This window comes from Wolbachia endosymbiont of Culex quinquefasciatus Pel (genome assembly GCF_000073005.1).
GTDB lineage: Bacteria > Pseudomonadota > Alphaproteobacteria > Rickettsiales > Anaplasmataceae > Wolbachia.
In genome coordinates this window covers 1,164,608-1,189,090 of record NC_010981.1, presented here as the reverse complement: position 1 = coordinate 1,189,090, position 24,483 = coordinate 1,164,608, and the positions used below count along the sequence as shown (strand labels likewise).

The following is a 24,483-nucleotide window of genomic DNA, read 5'->3' as shown; positions in this document are numbered from 1 at the left end:
TAAAAATCTAGTTGATCTTGTTATTCCTCAGTCTTTTTAGATAGCATTGAACTTCATCATTAATCTGATTGCTAAACAGTATAAGTGCTGTCATATTGATGAGTGCTAAACAAGAGAATAAAGCCCCACCAATATTAGCAATAGCCATTATATCTTTAGACAAACCTGACAAAAATGCAACTACCACCACCGCTATACGATATATTACTACACTTTTTACACCAAACAAATACAGCCATCCCATTTCACAACAATATACAAATGAAATTACTGAGGAAAACGCAAACAAAGGCGCAGCGATGGTTAAAAGTATAGGAAACCAAGAAGAAACTGTTTCAAATGCTTTTTGGGTGATCAATATTCCCTCGCCAATGCCAGTCTGGTATGCGCCTGTTATTACTATTGTTATTCCTGTCAAACAACAAATTAACATTGTATCGAAGCATGGTTCTATCATAGCAACTAGACCAGTCCTAACCGGCTCCTCATCTTTAGCTACAGCGTGAGTAATTGCAGCAGAACCAACACCTGCTTCACTGGCAAAAATTGCCCTTTGAATCCCAGCGACAAATGCTCCTACTACTCCACCACCAACAGCATTGAAGTCTATCATACTGGAAAACAATATTTTTAATGTATTGCTAAAATTGTGAATATTGAATGCAATAATCGTGAAACAACTCAAAATATATATGAGTGACATAATAGGCACCAGCGCAGAAGAGACTTTAGCTATTCTCCTGATTCCACCGATAATCACCAGAGCAAGTAACGTAGAAATTATGGAAGAGAGAAACCAAGGATGACCATCTATCCAATTTGAATAACCAGATAATATTGAAACCATTTGGTTAGTTTGAAACGCTACACTTCCACCAAGACCTGATAATACAAAAACCGCTGCATATATTGCAGCCAGTACGATACCAAGTTTTTTAAATCCAAATTCCTCTAGCCCATTTCTTATATATTGAAAAGGACCACTAAATAACTGCTCTTGACCTTCTGTTCTGTGCCTGAATGCTAAAGTCACTTCAGCGAATTTTGCAGACATACCAAAAAAGCCTGTGATCATCATCCAAGGTACCGCTCCTGGCCCTCCCATTGAAATTGCAATTGCAACACCAGCAACAGTTCCAAGACCTACTGTGCTTGATAGCGCGGTTACAAATGCCTGAAAATGCGTAATGTGACCATCATGATGATCTGTGTCATATTTTCCACATAAAATAGCGAACGCATGCTTAAACATCCTTATGTTGAGAAATCTAAAACGTAGTGTTAGAAATATATAACCAAAGGCCAATAAAAGAATTATAAATGGTACGTGAAAGATCTTGAAAAACAACACTTCATTCATGAAGTTGCTTACTCCATTTAATGCAGTGTCATAACTTTTATGAAAAACTGAAGCAGCGTATACATCGTTAAACGATAGGCAAAATAACATCATGCAAAGCAATCTATAAATCATGTTTAATACCTTTTGTAATAAGAATCTATTGTATTTAAGACTTCCCTTCTCAGTAGATATATTGCAACAGCATTTGGAATCATAAGGCACATAAACAGGCTATCGCCTAAATAAGATATAAATTCTATATTTTTTGACATACAACTGATATACACTGAACCCACTATAAGAATTTGGAACAATATCAGTACTTTTTTGTTACCAAATAAGTACAACAGGGCAACTTCACAGTAGTAATAGTAAGCTATTATTGTGGAAAATGCAAAGGAAAACATTATCAGCGGAAGAGCTAGCTTGCTCAATAAAGGCAAGGCTGTTGAAAATGCTGAGCTAACTAACGTAATATCACCTACAGTATTAGTGATATGCATATCGGTGATAATTATCACAATACCAGTCAAAAATGAGACTAATATTGTGTCTACAAATGGTGCAATCATTGCAACACTTCCAACTTTAACTGGGTCTTTCTCTTTTACAATCGAATGTGCTATAGCTGCTGTTCCAGTACCTGCTTCATTAGCAAACACTGACCTTCTTACCCCTGCTATTAATCCACTCAATACTCCACCTCCTATAGCTGATTTGTTAAAGATATCTTGAAATATTATAGATAGAGCATTCAGTAGATTATTTCCGTTCACACAGATTAAATATATACACATGCCTATATATAACATTATCATGATCGGCCCTAAACCTGTTGCAACTAAAGCAATTCGCTTTATTCCTCCCAGTATTACAATTAATACAAATAGCGAGATAATAACAGATGTGTTGTATTCAAATAAGTTACTTGACAACGCTGCAATTTGATTTGCCTGAAATGGTATGCCGCCTAGAATCATTGCAACAAGCAGCATAACTGCGTAGATAAATGCAAGGAATTTGCCAGTCTTCATAAATCCAATCTTTGCAAGTCCATGTTCCATATAATAAAAAGCCCCACCAGTTGTGTTTTCAGAGCGATGAGTAAATGCAAGCACTACTTCAGCAAACTTTATCGACATACCGAGTATTCCAGTAATTATCATCCAAAAAATTGCACTTGGGCCCCCTATTGTAATAGCTATTGCAACTCCTGATATTGTTCCAAGGCCAACTGTTCCTGAAATGACTGTTGTAAACGCTTGAATATGAGTGATTATACCATTGTTATTACCATTACATTTTAGGTTGAATAGCGTCTGTATTCCATACTTGAATAATCTAAAGTTAATGAATTTGAACCGAACCGTACAAAAAACTCCAGTTGCAATTACCCAAAGAATTATAAATGGAATGTTGAATATCTTTATATACAGAAGAGAGTTTAATAGATCAGTTGCTTTTACAATCATGCTGCTCACTACTTTTATATAGCTAATGAGTTTTATATGTGTAGTATATATAAAGTCCAGTGCTTATTGGAATAGTAAGTATATACAATGCACCTAAAATTGGTAGTGTTATCCAGGGCTTGCTTATAAACAGTATGATCAATATTCCAAAAAACGACACAAATATATAGGATAGGCTTCTAGGAACATAAATGTGCTTTGCAGAGAAAGTTGGAATATGACTTATCGAAAAAAATGAAATGGCCAAAAAGTAACAAGCTGTATTCTTTACGTTAAAAAATTGCTCTATAAGAAGTAAGTATTCACTCTCATGAGAGTGAAAGGTAATAATTATTGGTAACAGAGCAAGTAAAGCGCATACAGGAGCTGGAACGCCGGAAAAGAAAAATTTTTTCCAGTATAATTGTTCTGAATGTAGTAAAACATTGAATCTTGCAAGTCTTATTGATATGCAGATTACATATATCATTACTAAGATCCAACCTACAACTTTAATTTCCTTTAATTTCCAAAAATATAAAAGAAAAGCAGGTGCTGAACCAAAATTTAGAAAATCTGCAAAAGAATCAAGCTGTGCTCCAAAATCGCTAGTTGATTTTAGAATTCTTGCTATTCTGCCATCCATTCCATCTATTATTGCTGCAATGATAATAAAAATTGCTGAAAATTCCCATTGTTCATTAAATGTGAATTTAAGTGAAGTAAGGCCAGCACATAAACCTAGTAAAGTTATAAAATTTGGAAATAACTTGGTAATAGGTAAGGATTTACCGTTACTTTCATCGTTATTCATACAATGTCAAAGGTAAGCTTCTCTTGTTTATTTAAATCTGCTATAACTGTCTCACCACCAATAACAGTTTGGCCTTCTGAGACTCTTACCTCTATTCCAGCAGGGATATAAATATTTACTCTACTGCCAAATCTTATAATTCCAAACCTTTCACCTGCTTTTACATTCTGAGACGCTCTTAAATTACAAACAATGCGGCGTGCGATAAATCCAGCTATTTGTTCCACAATGATTTCTTTTTCCTTTTCATACTCAATCACAATAACCTGCTTTTCATTTTCATTACTGGACCTATTACTCATTGCAGAAACAAACTTGCCTTTTTTATAACTCATTTCCTTTATTGTACCAGATATTGGTATACGATTAACGTGGACATTCAAAACGCTTAGAAATATGCTGACAAGTGTAAATTTCTTTTCTTCTTCATTCTCTTCTGATAAAGAGTAACTAACTTCTTCTATCTTTGAAATTACACCATCAGCAGGACTTAATATAAAGTCCTTATTGTTTGGTACAGCTCTTGCTGGGTCACGAAAAAAATAGGTACATAATAACGTTGGAAATAAGCAAGTAATTCCAGCTCCCCAAGATATAGAGAATGCTATACATGTTACGATAAAGGAAACAACTATAAATAAATAACCTTCTCTGTTTATGTTAGGTAAACCAAAGCACATAATTTATTCTCGATAATTCATTATTAACAATTTATCATTTATAATTTCTCATGAAAAGCTTTTTTTCACTGCTTCACTTTTGGAATGATTATATAAGCAAGTGCTTATATAATCATTGATGGGTATTAAATTTTTAATAAAAATTAAAGATTTTTAGCTATTATTAATATTATTTTAATAAAAAATTAATAATAATTATTAACAATATATAAATTAACATGTCCACAATTTCGTATGATCAAGGAGATAAAAGATGAGTTTCTTTCCTTGTATGCTGCAATTCAGACAGGTGATATTGAAACTGTAGGACTACTAATAAAATCTGGCGCAAATGTCAATGATAATTATGAACGTAATCGTACACCACTACATATTGCTATCGGGTATAAGCGGTTTGAAATAGCGAAATTGCTGATAAATAACGGAGCAAACGTTAACGCAAAAACTGGAAATCATGGCAAAGATGACTTAACACCAATGCACCTTGCAATTTTTGCAAACACGCCAGAGTTTATAGAATTGCTAGCTAGCAATGGTGCGTTAATTAATGAAAGGGAAAGCACTGAAGGACATACACCTTTTCACCTTGCTGCTTTATATGGGAATAAAAGTGTAATACAAGCCTTAGTTGATAAGGGACAGGATATTGAAGATATTGATAATAATGGGCGGACAGCTTTATTTTTAGCTATTAGACAATGCACTGAAGCAAAGGATGATAGCAGAGTAGAAGTTATCGAGTATTTGATAAATAAACTCAAAGCAGACATAACGAAAAAAGATAATAATAACAACACAATACTTTTCCCTGCTGCTAATAATTGTCCTGGAAAAGTAGTGGAACTCATCATTAAACAATATATAGAAAGCTTTGGTAGAGATCGGTTGAAGAATTTTATCAATCACAAAAATAATGCTGGAATGGATGCTTTGGATATTGCACTCAATAGTGGAAATGAAGAGGCCATTGAAGTACTTAGATCATATAGAGCAGATATCGAGAATAAAGTAACTCCCAAGATTACTGTAGAAAAACCAAATAGTACCTTAGATGGAGCGGAAAGTATAGAAGTGGTATCCCCAATCAAACAAAAATAAAAGCAGCTCTAAATTCCTTGCTTTATTTACATTCTTTCTATAGCATGACATATTAATGTTAGAATAGGGTATGTTTGCAGGTCAAAATAATAATCAACAGCAAAATAGAAATAGAGTACAGGCTTTAATAGAAAGAGTGCAAAATGCTTACAACAACACTAATAAAATTAAAAGATTCATTAATATAGTTTTATTAGTAAGTATGATTCCTTCATTTTTTCTTCTTGTACAGCTCTCTTTGTATTTATCATTAGTAAATTATTTTTTCAAACCAAGGGAAAATGAAAAAAGATTATCAGCGTGGCCAAAAAATGTTATTAGAATAACATTAAGCATTTTTTTAATTATACACATTATTAATTCCTGTGTGCTTTTGGTACTGCCTATATTGTGCTTATGGTTGCTAAACAAATCACTCATTGAAGAAATACAGCAGTTTAACGATTTAATACAACAAATTCCAGAGGAAGAAAGGCCTATTTTCTTTCAAGATTTAGCAACCATTCCTTTTATGGCACAAACTACTCATGACCCAAGTGCAGTTGCTAGTATAAACTTGAGTGTTGATAGACTCGTAGAAAAGTATAAAGAGAATTTAAGCAAAGATGAATTCTATGTACAGCTAAATAGAGGTAACACAACCGGCATTGAAGAGTACATCAAACAGTCAAATGAATTTACAGAAGGCGATAAATCTCATGCACTTGAATGCTTAAGATTTATCAATAGAACAGGAGATAATTTTAAAGACAATCATAGTAAGTTAACACTAAAGCAAGCAGCTATTTTATGTTGGAAAGCCTGCAATGATAGAAATACAGGGACAGAAAATCAAAGAACTCCTTTGAATGATGAAGACATAAAAAACAGAAAAGATATGTTTTTAAAAGGTCTTGTAGACGCTGCAACAACTTACGGTAATCAAGGTCAAAGTTGTGCAGGTGGAACATACAATAAATTATTTGAGTCTTTATCTGGCTTACATCCATCAGTGGTTATTACACTCGATGGAGAAGAGGCTAGAGAAATGATAAAAGAAACGATCACACAAAAATTCCCTGAAATGGCCAGAGCCAATTTCACCAATTTCTCTGGAACAGAACAAGAAAGGATCCGTAGCGAGTTACCAGAGTTATCATCTGAAACAGTAAGGTATATTATGACTACGCATTCAGCTCTTGAGAGAAGGTGTCAAGAGTTCAGCAATAGATTAAACAATGATAAAAAGAATGAAATATTAGAAGAGTGTATGAGCAACTTATCCTGTGTTGAGCTAGAAAGTCCAATTGAAAGGAGAAGGTAAATTGTATTTGATTGTCGCCATTTATTTTAAAATATGAAGCAGAGTTTTGTATGATTATTTGAACTTAAGTTTATGTATTGAAATAACATGTAAAACCACTTCGTGTAGGTGATATGTTATGTTTTATCTACATGTCAAGGATCCTTCTCTCAACTTAAAGATGTTGCTAATCAGCACATACAAATGTAATATTAATTAATATTTATAAATAAAGCAATTCCATGGAAAGTAACTACAACGCCGACGCAATAAAAATCCTAAGAGGTCTTGATGCTGTAAGAAAGCGTCCAGGTATGTATATTGGTGACACTGATGATGGATCAGGCTTGCACCATATGGTGTATGAGGTTGTTGATAATGCGATAGATGAGTCTTTAGCTGGTTATTGTAGTAAGATTGAAGTTAGCATAAATGAAGATGGTTCAGTTTCTGTAACCGACAACGGTCGTGGCATTCCAACAGACATTCATCCAGAGGAAGGAATATCGGCAGCAGAAGTAATAATGACCCAATTGCATGCAGGAGGTAAATTTGACAGCAATACCTATAAGGTTTCCGGAGGATTACATGGTGTTGGAATTTCAGTTGTGAATGCATTATCAAGTTGGCTGGAATTAACCATCTGGCGCAATAAAAAAGAACATTTTATGCGCTTTGAAGATGGTGAGTCTATTGAATCTTTAAAGATAATTAATGAAAACACAAATAAAAGAGGAACTAGAGTAACGTTTATGCCATCAACGGGGACTTTTAGTAGTATTGATTTTAGTTACTCCACTCTTGAGAGTCGCATCAGAGAATTGGCATTTTTAAACTCAAATATTGAGATAATTTTGCGTGATCTCCGTAATAAACCACATGTAGAGTCTCATTTTAACGATAGTAAAGAGTCTGAAGATAATTTTGGTACAGCTAATTTTGTACGGTACTTAGACAAGAATAAGACACATGTTACTAAAATTGCCAGCATTAGAGATAATGTAAAAGATCTAGGTACCAGTGTAGAAATATCAATGGAGTGGAATGATTCCTACTATGAGAATATGCTATGCTTCACAAATAATATAAGACAACGGGATGGTGGTACGCATTTGGCAGGGTTTAGATCTGCACTAACCAGATGTATCAATAACTATGCAAACAATGAAGGTTTTTTGAAGAAGGCAAAAGTGAATTTGACTGGAGAAGATGTTAGAGAAGGCTTAACTTGTGTTTTATCTCTCAAGATGCCTGATCCTAAATTTTCTTCACAGACAAAAGATAAATTGGTCAGTTCTGAAGCGCGGGCAGTTGTAGAGAGCATAGTTTTTGACAAGTTGAGTACAATACTTGAAACTGACCCCAAGTTAGCAGCAAGTATAGTAGAAAGAGCGATTAGGTCAGCAAAAGGAAGAGAAGCCGCAAGAAAAGCACGAGAGTTAGTTAAAAATAAAAACAATATTAATATTGCAACTCTACCGGGAAAGCTTGCCGATTGTCAGGAAAAAGTTCCTGAGTTATCGGAATTGTTTATAGTAGAGGGTAATTCCGCAGGTGGTACTGCAAAGCAGGGACGTAATCGTAAAACACAGGCGGTACTTGCTTTAAGAGGGAAAATTCTAAACGTAGAACGTGCAGGGCTGGATCGTATTTTTTCATCTGCAGAAATTGGCTCTCTGATCACGGCAATTGGGGCTGGAATAGGGAGTGAGCACTTCGATATTGAAAAAACTAGGTATCATAAAATTATCATTATGACAGACGCAGACGTTGATGGCTCGCATATAAGAACTTTGATTCTAACTTTCTTTTTTAGACATATGCGTGAAGTAATTGAGAAAGGATATTTATACATAGCGCAGCCACCGCTCTATAAAGTTACAAAAAATGCTAAAGATACTTATATCAAAGATGATGAAACTTTTGAAGAGTATATAGTAAATTCAGCGATTAAAAGATTAACATTAAATGGTGTAGGCAAAGATTTGCGTTTCGTTTTGAATAAGTGCCTCAGTATTTCAAACATTAGCAAAAATTATGATAGGGAAATACCAAAAGATCTCTTAGAATCATTGCTAATTTTAAGCAAAAAGAATGCTCTATTGTCTGCTGATGAGATATTAAAATATTTAAAATTGATGTATAGTGAATATAATTGGGAAGTAGAAGTAAAAGATGAGGAAATTCACATTGCTAAATTGTTTCAAGGGTTAGCAGACAAATATGTATTCTCGCTTAGTATGCTTGAAAGCAAAGAAATACGGAATATATTGAGTTCTCTTGATAACATAATTGACTTATTTAATGGTGATTCATTTTTACAGTCGCAAGAAACTGAAATAAAAATAAAGTCTCCAAGTACACTCGCAAAAATAGTGATGGATTATGGTAAAAAAGGTTTAACTCTGCAGAGATTTAAAGGCCTTGGTGAAATGAATGCTGATCAGCTTTGGGAAACTACACTCAATCCAGAAACTAGAACTCTGCTAAAAGTTGAAATAAAAGATTGTGAAGAAGCAGATAGCATATTCTCGGTGCTAATGGGTGATATAGTTGAACCACGTCGTGACTTTATAAATAACAATGCACTTAACGTGCATGATGTTGATATTTGATTTTAGAAACGCTAAACCCTTATGGCTTAGCATTGTGTGCCAAACCGGCTATTTAAAACGTACTACTAACCAATCCATTTCAGAAATCTGAATTGATCTTGATTGTATTCCCGTTTTCGATCATAAATATATAGATTTTCTGTCCTATTGTTGTTATAATTAATGCCTCGCTAAAATTGAATATTAATGAATGAATTGAGAAGGCTCACTATTACAGAGATGCATGATGGACTTAGGAGGAGGAATTTTTCTGCTGTTGAGCTTGTAGAAACGCATATTAATGCAGTTGAAAATGAGCAACTAAATGCATTTATAACAAAAACTCCAGAAATCGCAATAAAAGCCGCTAAAATAGCAGATGAACATTTCTTAAAACAAAAAGATGATATTCCACCACTTATGGGCATACCAGTTGGTGTTAAAGATTTATTCTGTACAAAAGGAATAAAAACAACAGCATGTTCAAAAATGCTGGAAAATTTCATCCCGACTTATGAATCTACGGTATCTAATTTGCTTTTAAAAAGTGGAGCAGCCGTGCTTGGTAAGCTTAATATGGATGAATTTGCTATGGGTTCTGCGAACACAAATAGCTATTTTGGTCCTGTTGAAAATGTGTGGATTAGAAAAAGTGATGGAGCAAAAGTTGTTCCTGGTGGATCTTCCGGTGGGTCTGCAGCATCAGTTGCTGGGTTTTTATGTGCTGGAGCATTAGGAAGCGATACTGGTGGGTCTGTACGTCAACCAGCAGCTTATTGCGGAGTAGTGGGAATAAAGCCAACTTATGGAAGGTGTTCGCGTTTTGGTATGATTGCGTTTGCAAGTTCTCTCGATCAAGCAGGAGTAATTACTCGTTCCGTTTCTGATTCAGCATTAATGCTTGAAATAATTTGTGGCTATGATGAAAAAGATTCAACATCGAGCAAAAGGACAGTGCCTAAATTTTCCAGTTTTATAAATGGTGATATTAAGGGTAAGCGCATTGGTATACCAAAAGAGTATAAGATGGATGGAATTTCAGATGAAATAGTTCATAATTGGGAAAAAGTTTCTTCCAATTTAAAAGAAAATGGTGCTGAAGTTGTTGACATTACTCTGCCTCATACTAAATATGCGATACCGGTTTACTATCTAATTTGTTCTGCTGAAACTTCATCTAATCTTGCTCGCTATGATGGTGTACGTTATGGATTCAGGGTTGATGCTGATACCCTTGAAGAAATGTATTCGCTAACAAGAGCAGAAGGTTTTGGTAAAGAAGTGAAAAGGAGAATTTTAATTGGTTCTTATGCTCTTTCTTCAGGTCATTACAATGAGTATTATGAAAAAGCACAGTGCATTAGGGCATTAATCAGAAATGATTTTATAAAAGCGTTTGAAAAAATAGATTACATACTTGTGCCATCTGCTCCAACAGAGGCTTTTGGCTTAAATGAAAAGCCAGACCCGCTAATTATGTGCATCAATGATGTGTTTACCGTGCCGGCAAGCTTAGCAGGGTTACCTGCTATTTCTGTTCCTGTTGGACTTTCCAATGCAGGCTTACCACTTGCTTTACAAGTAATTGGAAATTATTACGATGAAGCTGGAATATTAAATATGGCAAGTGTGATAGAGCAAAATTGTGGCAGAATAGTTAATTCCCTTACGTAATATGTTTTCTTATAGTAACTATAGCATTATGATTATTTTGGCTATAGGAAACAAGAGCTTGATTTTTACAGCTAAATAACAGACCATCAAAGGCACACATAAATATCTACAATGAAAGAAAAAACTTTCACAATCATTGATGGTTATGGTTTTCTTTTCAGAGCTTATTACGTTTTGCATCATTTGACTACCACAGCTGGTATTCCAGTAGGTGCTGTGTACGGTTTTCTTAATATGGTTCTGAAGTATATTTCCCATTCGGACTACTTAACTATAGCACTTGATTCTGGCAAAAAAAATTTCAGGCACAGTTTATATTCTGAGTATAAAGCAAACAGAGTAACACCTCCTGAGGATCTAATTCCACAATTTACAATACTGAGAGAAGCGGTAGAAGCTTTTAACTTCAGCTATGAAGAGATTGAAGGCTATGAAGCAGATGACATAATTGCAACACTAGCTGCAAAATATGCCAACCACGAAGACTTTAAAGTAGTAGTAGTCTCATCAGATAAAGACTTATTTCAACTTTTGAATTACAACATTCTAATATTTGATCCTATCAAAAATATATACGTAGATGAAAAACAAGTGATAGAAAAATTTGGTGTAAATTCAAATAAGCTTCTTGATTTATTTTCTCTAACTGGAGATGCATCTGATAACATTCCAGGTGTTCCAGGAATAGGCCCAAAAACTGCAGCTAAATTGCTGGATAAATTTGATTCGTTGGATAACATTATAGAAAACATCAATAACATTGAGCAAACAAGAGTTCGTAATATTCTTACTGAGCATAAGGAAAAAGCACTAATTTCAAGAGAACTTTTGTCACTATGCAAAAAAGTAGATCTTCAACATGATATTGTAAAATATGAAGTTCATCCTCCAAATATGGAAAAATTGTTATCCTTTTTGAAGAAATATGAATTTAATTCATTGATAGGAAAAGTAGAAAAGCTCTTTTCTTATAGTGGATCTAGCACAAAAGAGAAAACAGAATATAGTAGTGAAGAATTAGAAAAATTTTTGGAGCATTGCAGATATGAAGGTAAAATTGCAATTCATTGCCACTTTGAAAACAATAGATTGAACAAAATCTCCTTATCTTGTAGTGAGGATAATATTTTCTACATAGATCAAAGCTGCCTACAAGATGCACTTACTATAATAAATTCAACTTTATTTTCAAATGGGGTGCTTAAAATAGTACATGATATTAGAAAGATCAGAGAAATATTTCCTACAATAGAGAGAGTGCTAGACTCAATTGATGACCTGATGATCATGTCATACAGCCTTGACACAGGTAAGCATGATCACAGCATTCCAAACATAATTGCACACAATTTAAGTAAAAATGTAGAAACTTTCTCGGCAAAAATTTTAATAGCGATCCATGAGAAACTGACACAAAGATTATTTCAGGAAAAACTTTTTACGATTTACGAGCGCTTTGATAGACCTCTCATGAAAGTAATATTTGATATGGAGCAAAATGGAATACTGCTCAATATTCAAAAACTACAGGAATTGTCTGATAAGTTTGAGCAGCTAATTGCTGTACTTGAAAACGATATACATAATTTAGCAGGAGAAAAATTCAACATTGCATCGCCAAAACAATTAAGTGATGTTTTGTTTAATAAAATGGAGCTAAGTAAAAAGAAAAAGTCAAAATCTGGGTCGTATAGCACCAATTATGAAGTTCTAGAGGCTCTTGAAGAAGAAGGGGTAGAAATTGCAAGTAAAATTTTAAATTGGCGACATTTAAGTAAATTAAAGGGTACCTACACTGATGCGCTAATAAAGCAAGTTGATCCTATTGATGGTAGAATACACACAAGTTTCTCAACAACTGTGACTGCAACTGGAAGGCTGAGCTCGAGCAACCCTAACTTGCAGAATATTCCTATCAGGAGCGAAGAAGGAAATTTCATCAGACAAGCATTTATTGCACCAAAAGGTTGCAAGATAATTTCTGCCGACTATTCACAAATAGAATTAAAACTCCTGGCACACGTTGCAAATGTTACCGCATTTAAAGAAGCTTTTGCAAACAGGCAAGATATTCATGATATCACTGCAAGACAAGTTTTTGGAGTGCAAGAAATAGATGAGCAATTAAGACGCAAAGCAAAAACCATTAATTTTGGCATTATATATGGCATTAGTCCATTTGGCCTTGCAAAGCGACTTGGCATTACCTTTCAAGAGGCTGCTGAATACATTAATTACTATTTTTCTTGTTACCCAGAAATAAAGGTCTATATGGAAAAAGCAGTATCTATCGCGAGAAATCATGGTTATGTAGAGACTTTGTTTGGTAGAAGATGTTTTGTAAGAGACATCAACAATAAAATTCCTTATCTAAGACAATTTGCAGAAAGGGCAGCAATAAATGCACCACTGCAGGGAACTGCCGCTGATATAATAAAACGCGCGATGATTCGGCTTTTTGATCAGTTAAAGTCAGGTAAAATAATCCTCCAGGTTCATGATGAATTACTTGTAGAAGTGGAAGAGAGCAGAGTGCAAGAAACAGCAAAACTTATGAAAGATATAATGGAAAATGCAGTAGAAATTTCTATACCACTTGAAGTAGAAATAAAAATTAGCGACAACTGGGGCTTTTCTTAATTATACCGTAGACCCTAAGAACCTGTCTTGAAAGGACTTAAGTAGTATCTGTTCAGATGCATGGCTAATGTGTAAATATTGAAGCAAAAGTAATGTCATCCCAGTGCTTGACACTGGTGCTCACAAGCAACCTAATCATAGATATTAAAAGCAACGCTTTCAATGAGACTACAAAAGGCTGGATTCCAGTGGGCTTTGTTGCACAGCTCTTCGGATAGTGGGTAATGTATAATAAATTCATGAAGCTATATCAAACTTAGCCATGCCTATTTCAGTAAATTTGTTAAGCAAATAACACTTGAGTAGCAGTTCCTTCTCACGATTAATCTCAGATTTATTCCTAAAACTAAATCCAAATATTTGCTTCAGTCGCGAGAAAAAACTTTCTATATAAGATCTCTTCCAATAATTTATCTCTTTTTTCCACCTCTTCATACCATCTTCATCATATGACTTTATGAGCTTGATTGTAGAATTTCTCTCATTCATATAATCCAACTTTGGATGCTCTACTGCATTATTTTGCGGAGGAATCCTTGTCTTTATGTCAAGCTCATCGCACAGTTTGTATAACTTCTTTCGATCTATCTGCATATATCGTGCTTATGTTATACTTGGTATCCACTCTTTCAATAAGATCACAGGCTCCATAGTGGTCGGAATAAACTCCACTAACCTCAGTTATGGATTAGAAAATAGATAAAAGTATAACTAAGAAGAGGGAAACAGGGTAAACTCGAGTATTTTAGTAATAATAAGAGGTTACCCATGAAGAAAGATATTACAGAACTGTACTGTTGCGTCGAGGATTTTTGTCGTGCGGTAGATGATAATTTTGCAAATAGGTTCTTATCAAACGGCAAAAAACCAACCAGAGTACCAGAAATAGCGCACTCAGAAATTCTAACCATAATCCTGTTATACCATAAATCACCATGTAAAAACTTCAAGGCTTTTTATCTTTGTTATCTTCAGTTATTCTATAGATCAGAGTTTTCAAAGCTGCCTTCATATCACAGATTTATTGCCTTAAAGCCGCGAGTTTTGTGGTATTTAGCATTACTTTTGCAATGGTTCTGTGAACAAGCGAAAATGACCGGCACTTCCTACATCGACACCTCTACGATTGCCGTTTGCCACAAAAAAAGGATCTCTAGGAATAAAGTTTTTAATCATCTAGCAGAAATTAGTAAGAGTACGTATGGTTGGTTTTTTGGCTTCAAGTTGCACTTAGTGATTAACGAAATTGGTGAAATTCAAGCACTTACCCTAACCAAAGGTAACGTTGATGACAGAAAACCTTTACCAACTCTCACTAAAAGACTGACCGGACTTTTGTTTGGAGATAAGGGCTATATAAAGAAAGAGCTTTTTGAGAAACTCTTCGATAGAGGCCTAAAGTTAGTCACTAAAGTAAAAAAAGGTATGAAAAACGCACTAATTTCACTTAAAGAGAAGATTTTATTAAGGAAAAGGTCGATTATTGAGACTGTTTTTGATTCCTTGAAAAACAAATTTGAGATTGAGCATACAAGACATAGATCGCCAACAAATTTCCTAATTCATGTTTTTTCTGTTCTGATTTCCTACTCCATGCAGTCCAAAAAGCCTTCTATTTCTATGCCTTTCTTTATCGGCTAATCCATAACTGAGGTCACTACTGTATTTTGCAGCTATAACTTTTTTACTACCTATCTCTAGCATTACATCTTGTTTGCTCATAGCGGCGATACTTTCTATCTGTACCATTTGCCTTACTATGGCCTGGAATATTATTGTAGATGCTGATACCTGTACTATCTATAGCAATTTCAATATCTTCCATATCGTTCTTATCAACTCTGCAGTCGTTGATTTTGATATTAAGCTTTTTAAACCTTCTTGAAGCCTGCGAATAGCTGATAATTTGCAAAATTTTCCCTATTTGCTCAAGATATTTCTCTATAAATCCCACTGTTTGCCTAAGACCAATCCTGAATAGATAGGTTATTATGTGAATTAGAATCACTACTTTGTCGCTGTAGACATTGTTGCCACCTGCTACTTTTGGACTATTTTCGTACCAATTTTCAATGGCATCGTTGATATAATGAAAAACATTTCCCCTTTCTTGAAGAAATTTGTTATATTCATTGCAGTTACTGACTTTCATTCTTATTGGCATATTTTTCCTTTGTCGGCTAAATATCTATTTTATAACAAATTCCATCAGTAACTGCCTGTTCTTTCCTTGAGTGGTGCAACAAAGCCCACTGGGATCCAGAACAGGTAATAAGAAGCACTGAAATGACATCTCTATAGAACTCCTAACCAATCAAAAATATTAAGAAATTTACCAAGCAAAAAAAGGCAAAAGAATCCCCCAGTAACCTCAGTTATGGATTAGCCGATAAAGAAAGGCATAGAAATAGAAGGCTTTTTGGACTGCATGGAGTAGGAAATCAGAACAGAAAAAACATGAATTAGGAAATTTGTTGGCGATCTATGTCTTGTATGCTCAATCTCAAATTTGTTTTTCAAGGAATCAAAAACAGTCTCAATAATCGACCTTTTCCTTAATAAAATCTTCTCTTTAAGTGAAATTAGTGCGTTTTTCATACCTTTTTTTACTTTAGTGACTAACTTTAGGCCTCTATCGAAGAGTTTCTCAAAAAGCTCTTTCTTTATATAGCCCTTATCTCCAAACAAAAGTCCGGTCAGTCTTTTAGTGAGAGTTGGTAAAGGTTTTCTGTCATCAACGTTACCTTTGGTTAGGGTAAGTGCTTGAATTTCACCAATTTCGTTAATCACTAAGTGCAACTTGAAGCCAAAAAACCAACCATACGTACTCTTACTAATTTCTGCTAGATGATTAAAAACTTTATTCCTAGAGATCCTTTTTTTGTGGCAAACGGCAATCGTAGAGGTGTCGATGTAGGAAGTGCCGGTCATTTTCGCTTGTTCACAGAACCATTGCAAAAGTAATGCTAAATACCACAAAACTCGCGGCTTTAAGGCAATAAATCTGTGATATGAAGGCAGCTTTGAAAACTCTGATCTATAGAATAACTGAAGATAACAAAGATAAAAAGCCTTGAAGTTTTTACATGGTGATTTATGGTATAACAGGATTATGGTTAGAATTTCTGAGTGCGCTATTTCTGGTACTCTGGTTGGTTTTTTGCCGTTTGATAAGAACCTATTTGCAAAATTATCATCTACCGCACGACAAAAATCCTCGACGCAACAGTACAGTTCTGTAATATCTTTCTTCATGGGTAACCTCTTATTATTACTAAAATACTCGAGTTTACCCTGTTTCCCTCTTCTTAGTTATACTTTTATCTATTTTCTAATCCATAACTGAGGTCAGTAGTGAGTTTTAACCCTATAATAATGTAAATCGGCATTGTAATAATGTGCTAACGCTTATTTAAAGCGCGTTTTGGCTGAATGTAGAAAAAATAAAAAAGACATGCAGCCGCTATAATTTTATGTAATCTGCCAATATATACCTGAGTTTTTTACTGAATTTTTGTTGTTAAATCTGCAGAGATTAAAAACAAGGATAAATACTCTTATTGATATGGTAAGGAAAGTGGGAAGGTTTGTCAAGTCACTTCGGCCAGCTACCTACTTAGATGTTCCACACTGCTAAGTAGATACCAAATTTTTTGCAACATCAAGTGCAGCATAGGTAAATATTGCACTTGCACCTGCACGTTTAAAACCAATTAAGGACTCATAAATCACTCTGTTATAATCCAACCAGCCATTATTTGCTGCAGCTTTTATCATTGCGTATTCACCGCTTACTTGGTAAGCAAAAATCGGAAAATTGAACTTGTCACTTGCTGTTTTTATTATATCTAAGTATGGCATACCCGGCTTTATCATAATAAAATCTGCACCTTCATTTATATCCATTTCAATTTCGCAGATTGCTTCGCGTGCATTTCGATAATCCATTTGATAACCACTTTTGTCGATGAAATTTGATGATGCGCACGAACCGACAACTTGCCTGAATGGCGCATAGAAGCTAGAACAGTACTTTACTGCATAGGACAATATTGACACATTCTGAAAGTTATTATCATCCAATGTTTTTCTTATTTTTCCTATCCTGCCATCCATCATATCAGAAGGAGCAACTATATCGCATCCTGCTTTTGCTAAAACAAGCGCTTGCTTACACAATATTGACACAGTTTCATCATTTTCCACATCCATCTTGCCGTCTTTTAAAATGCCATCATGACCGTGAGTAGTGTATGGATCTAGTGCAATGTCTGCAATAATGCCAATATCAAGTACCTTCGATTTTACAGCATGAATTGCTTTGCAGATTAAATTATCAGGATTATATGCTTCCTCAGCTTTTTCAGATTTTAGTTTACTATCAACTACAGGAAAAATTGCAACAGCATTAATCCCCGAGTCCTTAGCTTTCTGAACTATAGAAATTAATCCATCTATTGAATAACATTTGATATCAGGTAAGCCAGAAATTGGCTCAATTGTTTCTTCTCCGTCATGAACAAATAAGGGAAAAATCAAATCATTTACTGATAAAGTGATTTCACTTGTTAAATTGCGAATCCACTTGCCTGAGCGCCTGCGTCTTAATCTTATGTTTGGAAAGTTAAACATTGGACCCAGGCAAGTTCCCAGTAAAAAGCAACACTCCTGAAATGAGTATTACCCAAAGCACTGATATCGGTAGAAACACTTTCCAACCAAGACGCATTAGTTGGTCATATCTGTAACGGGGTATTGTTGCCCTGATCCAAATAAATATGAACAATAATAAAACTATCTTCAAAACGAACCAAATCAAACCTGGAATTTTATATAGTAAACTAAGCTCTAGTGGAGGATACCACCCTCCTAGAAAGAATATTGTCATCACAGCGCTTGCTAAAATCATATTTGCATACTCTCCTAGAAAAAAGAGAGCAAAAGGCATTGATGAATATTCGACGTTATACCCAGAGACAAGCTCTGCTTCAGCTTCTGGTAAGTCAAATGGGTGACGGTTAGTTTCTGCAAGCAAAGAAATAAAAAATATTATTCCTATAGGCATCATCAGCAAATCAATCCAAAATGGCATATTATGTTTCGCTACCACCATCTCTGCAAGATTCAACGTACCAGTTGTAATAACAACTGTAGCAACTATTAGACCTATTGAAACTTCATATGAAATCATTTGAGCAGCTGACCTTATAGCGCCAAGAAATGCATAATTAGAATTACTAGACCAGCCTGCAATAATAATGCCATATATTCCCAAAGAGGATATAGCTAGCACATAAAGCACTCCAACATTAATATTTGCTATTACCTTAGGGATTATTACCTGCTGTCCATTTTCTGTAATTATTTCAGCTCCAAATGGTATAACTGCCCAGGAAATTAATGCTAAAATAAAGGTGAGCATTGGAGCCATAATAAACAGTATGGTGTTTGCTCTAAATGGTATTATCGGCTCTTTAATTATCAATTTGATAGCATCTGCAAATGGCTGTAGTAGCCCAAATGGCCCTACTACACTTGGACCATGCCTTAGTTGAATTGCACCAATAACTTTACGCTCAAAGTACACTAAATATGCTACTGAAAGCAAAAGTGGAATAAGAAGAAAAAGAATATCAAATATCAAGTACATGCAACCCTAAATCAAAAAAATAGTTCATAATTGTGGCAATAAAAAATACAGCAAATGCTCTAGACACACAAGACAATGTCCCTATTGAAATCAATAGGACAACACTTTTCTGTACAGCATTTAGCTTAATAGAATAGTAAAATGATATGCATATGAATGACACTAGTGACATCATAATTAAGATCATTGTGAGAGGCAAATAATTCCCTCTTCCCTCGGTAACTATAATAAATGTTATTGCCATCCATACATATCCTTCCGTAAATAGTGCAATAATATCATTGATAAAATCAACTAGCTTATAAACGAACTGTTTTTCTAATGTATTTTGTTCTTTACACAAAAATATAGAGTTTAATTTTCGTTGAAAATATACCAGAGTTATTAGTAATAATGGTGTTAGAATAAATAAAATATTAAGTAGAGTGTTCATAAAAATCCTTAGTACAATCTGCCATTATTTTTGAAGCGCGACTTATTGAGTCTGTCATATAAAAATTACACTTTTTTAGAGTGAAAGAGATATTACTTAATTTTATTTCATCACAGGTAATTGGTACCCATTTGTTTTTCACCACTTGGTCAGCATCTCTAAACTGTGGACCAATAGTGTATAATTTCTTCCTCACATCAAATAAATTATCATATAGTAAGGAAAGGCCCAAATATTGGGATAAATTTTTTATAATCAACCAATCTTCCTTTGCTTCACCAGGAGGAAAAACAGCTAAATTTGTTCTCTGTACTCGCCCTTCAGTATTTACATAAGTTGCATATTTTTCTGTGTATGCAGCTCCAGGTAGAATGACATCTGCTATATGCGCTCCCCTATCACCATGGTGGCCTTGATAAATTACAAATGTACTTTCTAACTTTGATATATCAATTTCATCTGCGCCAAGAAGATAAACTACTTCTATCTCACCACTTTCTGCCTGTTTTAGCATCTGATTAATGTCTTTTCCACCTTTGCTAGGAACGAATCCAATATCGAGTCCACCAACCCTTGCTGCAGCCTTATGCAGTACGTTAAAGCCATTCCAGTCATCTCTGATCATGTTAAATTTTTCTGCAATTTTGCCAGCTAGAGCTAAAACTGATTCAGAATCATCTCTTATTAATGCATCTTGACCGATAATTAGCATAGGGTTCTGAGCCGCACTCAGTAACTCGCAGAATTTGTGATTTCCCTCTTCTATTTCTTTTAGAACGTTTGGACCATCACCTAATCTTTCAACATTATATAGATATTCAAGATTAGGACCAATATTTGCAATAGTGAAATTACCTTGTAAATATCTCTTTCTCAATCTTGCGTTAATTATTGGTGCTTCTATTCTTGGATTTGTATTTATAAGCAGACATAAATCTGCATTTTCTATACCCTCAATAGTGGTGTTGAATACATATGACCCACGATTATTTGGTATAAGCTTTGCTCCATCTTGCCTACAGTCTATATTCCCCGAGCCGAGCTTCTGCATCACTTCTTTGAGTAGAAGCATAGACTCACAATCTGCTAAATCACCTGCAATTGCAGCTATTTTATTTGATTTTGTATTTTTTAATTTCTTTGCAGCAACAGTTAGTGCTTCATTCCAATCAACTGGGGCTAATTTACCATCTTTTTTTACATAAGGTTGATCAAGACGCTGAACTTTTAGTCCATCATAGGCAAAACGGGTTTTATCTGATATCCATTCTTCATTTACCTCTTCGCTCAGCCTTGGTAATATTCGCATAACTTCCAGGCCACGATAATCAACTCTAATGCTACTTCCCACAGCATCTAGCACATCTATAGTCTCACAATGTGATAGCTCCCATGGACGCGCTGTAAAGGAGTAAGGCTTTGAAGTTAAAGCCCCTACCGGGCAGAGATCTATAATATTCCCAGATAATTCAGAGCTAATATGCCTTTTTATGTAAGTACTAATCTCTATATTTTCTCCCCTGCCAATTCCTCCAAGTTCATTTGTACCTGCAACATCGGACAAAAATCTAACACATCGAGTACAATGAATGCATCTATTCATTGCAGTTCCAATCAGTGGACCAAAATGTTTTTTTGGCACAGCTCTTTTATGCTCATCAAGTCTGCTTATTCCTTTCCCATAAGCCATTGTTATATCTTGCAAATCGCACTCACCACCTTGATCACAAATTGGACAATCAAGTGGATGATTAATTAGTAAAAATTCGAGCACTCCTTCACGCGCCTTTTTTACCTTGGGAGTATCCGTGTGAATAACCATACCCTCTGCAACTGGCATTGCACAAGAAGCTACTGGTTTTGGAGGGCCACCCTCAACTTCAACCAAACACATTCTGCAGTTACCAGCAATTGCTAAACGCTCATGATAACAAAACCGCGGAACTTCAACGCCCACAACTTCACAAGCTTGAATTATAGTGAGCCCATGCTCTACTTCACATTCCTTAGAATTAATAGTAACTTTAACCACAACTACTATACAGCTTCCCACTTTATAGGATTGCCGCTTACCTCATCTTCAACTAGATTGCCGTTATCGTATTGAGCAGACATATAGTTCATACGTGAATCACGGTCTATATATCTAACCGGCTTTACCGGTTTATCCTTATACATTTTTTGTTCTGCTTTCTTACGCTGAGTAGGGTTATTTTTACTAGCTGTTTTCGCTTTTCCGCCTGCTGCCATATAAACTCCTAAAAACTTCCTATTTTATTCTAACACTTAAGTATATACCGTCAATACCCAATAGCTTTAAAGTTTTAATAGTCCATCATTACAATCATCATTTGAACAAAATACTTTCTCTTGATGCTGCTCAAGTGTGTAACTTTAGAATCTCCAAAAAAGAAAATGTAAGTTACTTTGATGATATCATTTTCTACGTCTTATAAATAGACATTCATGTAGCCGTAAATTAAGCTATAAACTCAATACAAAGATCCTTAATTATTAATCTCATAGTACTTCTCAACCAACTTATTTAGCAACCTTACACCGAAACCTACTGCCCCTCTTGGAGAAATATCAGTGCCTTTTTCGTGCCAAGCAGTGCCTGCAATGTCTAAATGTGCCCAACAAGTGTCGTTTACAAAACGCTGTAGAAACTGTGCAGCCATTATACTATCTCCACCAGAACCTGCAGGAGCTATATTTTGCACATCAGCAATCGGCGAATCAATAATTTTGTTATAAGTTTCATTCATAGGAAAACGCCATAATTTCTCATTTACTTCATTTCCTACATCAATCAGATGATTCGCTAATTCATCGTTATTTGAAAAAAGACCAGCATATTCATTATTTCCCAGTGCAACCACTATAGCACCAGTTAAAGTTGCAAGGTCGATCATAAATTTCGGTGCAAATCTATCTTGTGTATACCATAAAGCATCTGCAAGTATGAGCCTTCCTTCTGCATCAGTGTTCAACACTTCTATCGTCTGTCCAGACATCGAAGTTACTACATCACTTGGTCTTTGAGCATTACCGTCCACTGCATTTTCTGCAAGTGCAACTACACCAACTGCATTTACCTTTGCTTTTCGTCCAGCTAGAGTACGCATCACCCCAACCACAGTAGCAGAACCCGCCATGTCATATTTCATTGACTCCATGCCACGCGAAGGCTTGAGTGACACTCCACCAGTATCAAACGTTATGCCTTTACCCACAAAAGCTACAGGCTTTTGTTCCTTGAAAGCTCCATTCCATTTGATCACTACTAATTTTGGCTCTTTACTACTTCCCTGTGCTACCCCAAGCAATGCTCCCATTTTTTTCTCTTCCATCTGCTTCTTACCAAGCACTTCGATTTCAAGGCCAAGCTTAGTAAGCTCGGTTTTTATATAATCAGCATAGGATTCTGGATATAAAACATTAGGTGGTTCAATGGTAAGAGTACGTGCAAGAAATATGCCTTCACCTTCTTGTCTTAAACGCTCAAATGATTTTTCAGCACTACTGAATTGCTCATCTTTCGTTAGCACTGTGATCTCCTCTACTTCTGTAACTTTTTCATCCTTTTTGGTTTTATACTTATCAAATTTAAAACTGCGCAAAAATGCACCGTATGCAACATTTGCTGCATTGCCTTCGATTGAGATTGCCGCTCGCTTGATTCTTAATCTGCTTAGCTCACAATATATTTTACCACCAATATTTAATCCTTTGCTTTCATCCCATTCATCTCTCATTCCAAGACCAGCAACTATAATATTTTTTCCCTCTGATGAAGTAACGGAGAAAAATTCACCAAAACCTCCATTAAAATCACTAAATTTCTTGATGTTATCTATAGCTTGCTTATCTTGTAGAACATTAGTTATGAGCTTATCACCCTCAAAAAAACCTACCACTAGCGTCTCAAAATCGGGTAAAGCTTTAGAAATTGTTATCTTCATCGTTGACATCTCCGTTGCAAATAATTGTAAGCTGCACATAAAGCATAGTAAAAACATTAGTAAGATATTTTTCATATACATTTTAAGTACAATAGCGCTTAAGACTACTATGAACTCCGCTGATATGCAAGGGCTTTATCTTTTATCAGAAAATTTGTTATGCCCACCTAGGGTTATATTAAATGTGTAGGTCTTCATAGCCTGATTGTTATAAGTAAATGGTGCTATCAGAAGGCTTGCAAGTCCACTCTCAATAAGATTACCAAGAAGAAGATCATCACAGTTATCGCAATTATGATCAGCAAAAAACATTTGTGTTGTGAATTCTGGAAAATCTGGATGTTGGACCAAAAAGTTGATGTGTGGAGCCCTATCACCAATTTTACCTGGTACTATTGTAATAAAATTATAATAGCCAAGGTTATTTACTACAAATCTTCCTGATCCAGCAAAATTTGGATCAAGCTCCACATTTTCATCATAATAGCTCATGCCAAGTGAGTCTGCGTGCCATATAGAAACCACAGCATTTTGTATCGGTAAGCAATTTACATCAGTAACTCTACCCACTACATTTATTAATTCTCCTGATGCATTATTTGGAGAGCCAGGTTTTCTTCTTAAATTATTTGAAGAGTTAAAGCTTTTTGGCCTTGTTTCAAGATCATAAATCCCTGGAGTTTCAATACAATTAAGCAAAATAGGATCAGCTGCAAATAATGACAAATCGAATATAAATTGTACTAAAAACGCTAATAAGATATTTTTTACATTCATTTTGTTTATAGTGCTTTTATCAGAATTATAGCAACCTTTTTCTTTTATTAAAGACAAGACTTTCTTTGAAGCCTCCTTAGAAT

18 protein-coding genes and 2 pseudogenes are annotated in these 24,483 nt (G+C 35.0%); 6 read left to right on the top strand and 14 right to left on the bottom strand.

The genetic code is table 11. From position 1 onward, the window contains the following. Positions 1 to 7: 7 nt before the first annotated feature. The 4 genes from WP_RS05535 to WP_RS05520 are packed head-to-tail and all read right to left on the bottom strand — an operon-like array spanning position 8 to position 4,287. A complete protein-coding gene (locus WP_RS05535; protein ID WP_007302483.1) occupies positions 8 to 1,474 on the bottom strand; it encodes an alanine/glycine:cation symporter family protein in 1,467 nt (488 codons plus the stop codon). Positions 1,475 to 1,476: 2 nt separating this feature from the next. After that, entirely contained in the window at positions 1,477 to 2,814 is a 1,338-nt protein-coding gene (locus tag WP_RS05530) for an alanine/glycine:cation symporter family protein (protein WP_007302482.1), read from the bottom strand. 22 nt (positions 2,815 to 2,836) lie between these two features. Further along, positions 2,837 to 3,607: a CDP-alcohol phosphatidyltransferase family protein gene (locus tag WP_RS05525; RefSeq protein ID WP_007302481.1), complete on the bottom strand. Its 771-nt coding sequence runs from the start codon at positions 3,605 to 3,607 to the stop codon at positions 2,837 to 2,839. Continuing rightward, positions 3,604 to 4,287 carry a phosphatidylserine decarboxylase gene (locus WP_RS05520; protein ID WP_007302480.1) on the bottom strand — a complete coding sequence of 228 codons (684 nt, stop codon included), beginning with the start codon at positions 4,285 to 4,287 and terminating at the stop codon, positions 3,604 to 3,606. The genes WP_RS05525 and WP_RS05520 overlap by 4 nt, the downstream gene beginning before the upstream one ends. Positions 4,288 to 4,521: 234 nt before the next feature. Between WP_RS05520 and WP_RS05515 the strand changes: the two genes are divergently transcribed. From WP_RS05515 to polA, 5 genes are all read left to right on the top strand, one after another. Continuing rightward, positions 4,522 to 5,385 carry an ankyrin repeat domain-containing protein gene (locus WP_RS05515; protein WP_007302479.1) on the top strand — a complete coding sequence of 288 codons (864 nt, stop codon included), beginning with the start codon at positions 4,522 to 4,524 and terminating at the stop codon, positions 5,383 to 5,385. Positions 5,386 to 5,455: 70 nt separating this feature from the next. Continuing rightward, positions 5,456 to 6,688 (top strand): hypothetical protein, encoded by a 1,233-nt coding sequence (locus tag WP_RS05510; protein ID WP_007302478.1) that lies wholly within the window; start codon positions 5,456 to 5,458, stop codon positions 6,686 to 6,688. Positions 6,689 to 6,909: 221 nt separating this feature from the next. Beyond that, positions 6,910 to 9,282 (top strand): DNA topoisomerase (ATP-hydrolyzing) subunit B, encoded by a 2,373-nt coding sequence (gyrB, locus tag WP_RS05505; protein ID WP_007302477.1) that lies wholly within the window; start codon positions 6,910 to 6,912, stop codon positions 9,280 to 9,282. A gap of 186 nt (positions 9,283 to 9,468) precedes the next feature. Continuing rightward, on the top strand, positions 9,469 to 10,935 hold the full coding sequence (gene gatA / locus WP_RS05500; RefSeq protein WP_007302476.1) for an Asp-tRNA(Asn)/Glu-tRNA(Gln) amidotransferase subunit GatA: 1,467 nt from the start codon (positions 9,469 to 9,471) through the stop codon (positions 10,933 to 10,935). Positions 10,936 to 11,046: 111 nt separating this feature from the next. Further along, entirely contained in the window at positions 11,047 to 13,575 is a 2,529-nt protein-coding gene (gene polA, locus WP_RS05495) for a DNA polymerase I (protein ID WP_007302475.1), read from the top strand. Positions 13,576 to 13,812: 237 nt separating this feature from the next. On the opposite strand, the pseudogene WP_RS05490 reads toward polA, so the two are convergent. Beyond that, positions 13,813 to 14,248 (bottom strand): annotated as a pseudogene (locus WP_RS05490) (transposase); the annotation flags it as partial. A gap of 95 nt (positions 14,249 to 14,343) precedes the next feature. Here WP_RS05490 and WP_RS05485 point away from each other — a divergent pair. After that, complete coding sequence (locus WP_RS05485) at positions 14,344 to 15,216, top strand: IS982-like element ISWpi16 family transposase (protein ID WP_007301954.1); 873 nt, start codon at positions 14,344 to 14,346, stop codon at positions 15,214 to 15,216. Here WP_RS05485 and WP_RS05480 read toward each other — a convergent pair. The 9 genes and pseudogenes from WP_RS05480 to WP_RS05440 all read right to left on the bottom strand — a co-directional run. Continuing rightward, positions 15,208 to 15,739: pseudogene (locus WP_RS05480) on the bottom strand (transposase); the annotation flags it as partial. The gene WP_RS05485 and the pseudogene WP_RS05480 overlap by 9 nt on opposite strands. A 218-nt stretch (positions 15,740 to 15,957) precedes the next feature. Beyond that, complete coding sequence (locus WP_RS05475) at positions 15,958 to 16,830, bottom strand: IS982-like element ISWpi16 family transposase (protein WP_007301954.1); 873 nt, start codon at positions 16,828 to 16,830, stop codon at positions 15,958 to 15,960. 378 nt (positions 16,831 to 17,208) lie between these two features. Beyond that, the gene (gene hemB, locus WP_RS05470) at positions 17,209 to 18,207 is read right to left on the bottom strand and encodes a porphobilinogen synthase (protein ID WP_007302474.1); all 999 of its coding nucleotides are present in this window, start codon (positions 18,205 to 18,207) and stop codon (positions 17,209 to 17,211) included. Continuing rightward, positions 18,200 to 19,225 carry an NADH-quinone oxidoreductase subunit NuoH gene (nuoH, locus tag WP_RS05465; RefSeq protein ID WP_007302473.1) on the bottom strand — a complete coding sequence of 342 codons (1,026 nt, stop codon included), beginning with the start codon at positions 19,223 to 19,225 and terminating at the stop codon, positions 18,200 to 18,202. Before nuoH ends, hemB begins: the two co-directional genes overlap by 8 nt. After that, a complete protein-coding gene (locus WP_RS05460; protein ID WP_012481992.1) occupies positions 19,209 to 19,658 on the bottom strand; it encodes a hypothetical protein in 450 nt (149 codons plus the stop codon). The genes nuoH and WP_RS05460 overlap by 17 nt, the downstream gene beginning before the upstream one ends. Next, the gene (nuoG, locus tag WP_RS05455; RefSeq protein WP_007302472.1) at positions 19,642 to 21,690 is read right to left on the bottom strand and encodes an NADH-quinone oxidoreductase subunit NuoG; all 2,049 of its coding nucleotides are present in this window, start codon (positions 21,688 to 21,690) and stop codon (positions 19,642 to 19,644) included. Before nuoG ends, WP_RS05460 begins: the two co-directional genes overlap by 17 nt. A gap of 5 nt (positions 21,691 to 21,695) precedes the next feature. After that, positions 21,696 to 21,908 carry a hypothetical protein gene (locus tag WP_RS05450; RefSeq protein WP_006279675.1) on the bottom strand — a complete coding sequence of 71 codons (213 nt, stop codon included), beginning with the start codon at positions 21,906 to 21,908 and terminating at the stop codon, positions 21,696 to 21,698. A gap of 257 nt (positions 21,909 to 22,165) precedes the next feature. Then, positions 22,166 to 23,662, bottom strand: coding sequence for a leucyl aminopeptidase (locus WP_RS05445; protein ID WP_044475428.1), 1,497 nt, complete (start codon positions 23,660 to 23,662; stop codon positions 22,166 to 22,168). Between the two features lie 96 nt (positions 23,663 to 23,758). Then, entirely contained in the window at positions 23,759 to 24,400 is a 642-nt protein-coding gene (locus WP_RS05440; protein WP_012481990.1) for a protocatechuate 3,4-dioxygenase, read from the bottom strand. Positions 24,401 to 24,483 lie beyond the last annotated feature (83 nt).

What these genes read in the sequence shown, in the direction of transcription:
- WP_RS05515 (WP_007302479.1), top strand. Translation starts at nt 4,522, where the DNA reads ATGATCAAGGAGATAAAAGATGAGTTTCTTTCCTTGTATGCTGCAATT.
- WP_RS05460 (WP_012481992.1), bottom strand. Translation starts at nt 19,658, where the DNA reads ATGAACACTCTACTTAATATTTTATTTATTCTAACACCATTATTACTA.
- WP_RS05445 (WP_044475428.1), bottom strand. Translation starts at nt 23,662, where the DNA reads ATGTGCAGCTTACAATTATTTGCAACGGAGATGTCAACGATGAAGATA.
- WP_RS05520 (WP_007302480.1), bottom strand. Translation starts at nt 4,287, where the DNA reads ATGTGCTTTGGTTTACCTAACATAAACAGAGAAGGTTATTTATTTATA.
- hemB (WP_007302474.1), bottom strand. Translation starts at nt 18,207, where the DNA reads ATGTTTAACTTTCCAAACATAAGATTAAGACGCAGGCGCTCAGGCAAG.
- WP_RS05510 (WP_007302478.1), top strand. Translation starts at nt 5,456, where the DNA reads ATGTTTGCAGGTCAAAATAATAATCAACAGCAAAATAGAAATAGAGTA.
- WP_RS05525 (WP_007302481.1), bottom strand. Translation starts at nt 3,607, where the DNA reads ATGAATAACGATGAAAGTAACGGTAAATCCTTACCTATTACCAAGTTA.
- WP_RS05530 (WP_007302482.1), bottom strand. Translation starts at nt 2,814, where the DNA reads ATGATTGTAAAAGCAACTGATCTATTAAACTCTCTTCTGTATATAAAG.
- nuoH (WP_007302473.1), bottom strand. Translation starts at nt 19,225, where the DNA reads ATGTACTTGATATTTGATATTCTTTTTCTTCTTATTCCACTTTTGCTT.
- gyrB (WP_007302477.1), top strand. Translation starts at nt 6,910, where the DNA reads ATGGAAAGTAACTACAACGCCGACGCAATAAAAATCCTAAGAGGTCTT.
- polA (WP_007302475.1), top strand. Translation starts at nt 11,047, where the DNA reads ATGAAAGAAAAAACTTTCACAATCATTGATGGTTATGGTTTTCTTTTC.
- gatA (WP_007302476.1), top strand. Translation starts at nt 9,469, where the DNA reads ATGAATGAATTGAGAAGGCTCACTATTACAGAGATGCATGATGGACTT.
- WP_RS05440 (WP_012481990.1), bottom strand. Translation starts at nt 24,400, where the DNA reads ATGAATGTAAAAAATATCTTATTAGCGTTTTTAGTACAATTTATATTC.
- WP_RS05485 (WP_007301954.1), top strand. Translation starts at nt 14,344, where the DNA reads ATGAAGAAAGATATTACAGAACTGTACTGTTGCGTCGAGGATTTTTGT.
- WP_RS05475 (WP_007301954.1), bottom strand. Translation starts at nt 16,830, where the DNA reads ATGAAGAAAGATATTACAGAACTGTACTGTTGCGTCGAGGATTTTTGT.
- WP_RS05450 (WP_006279675.1), bottom strand. Translation starts at nt 21,908, where the DNA reads ATGGCAGCAGGCGGAAAAGCGAAAACAGCTAGTAAAAATAACCCTACT.
- WP_RS05535 (WP_007302483.1), bottom strand. Translation starts at nt 1,474, where the DNA reads ATGATTTATAGATTGCTTTGCATGATGTTATTTTGCCTATCGTTTAAC.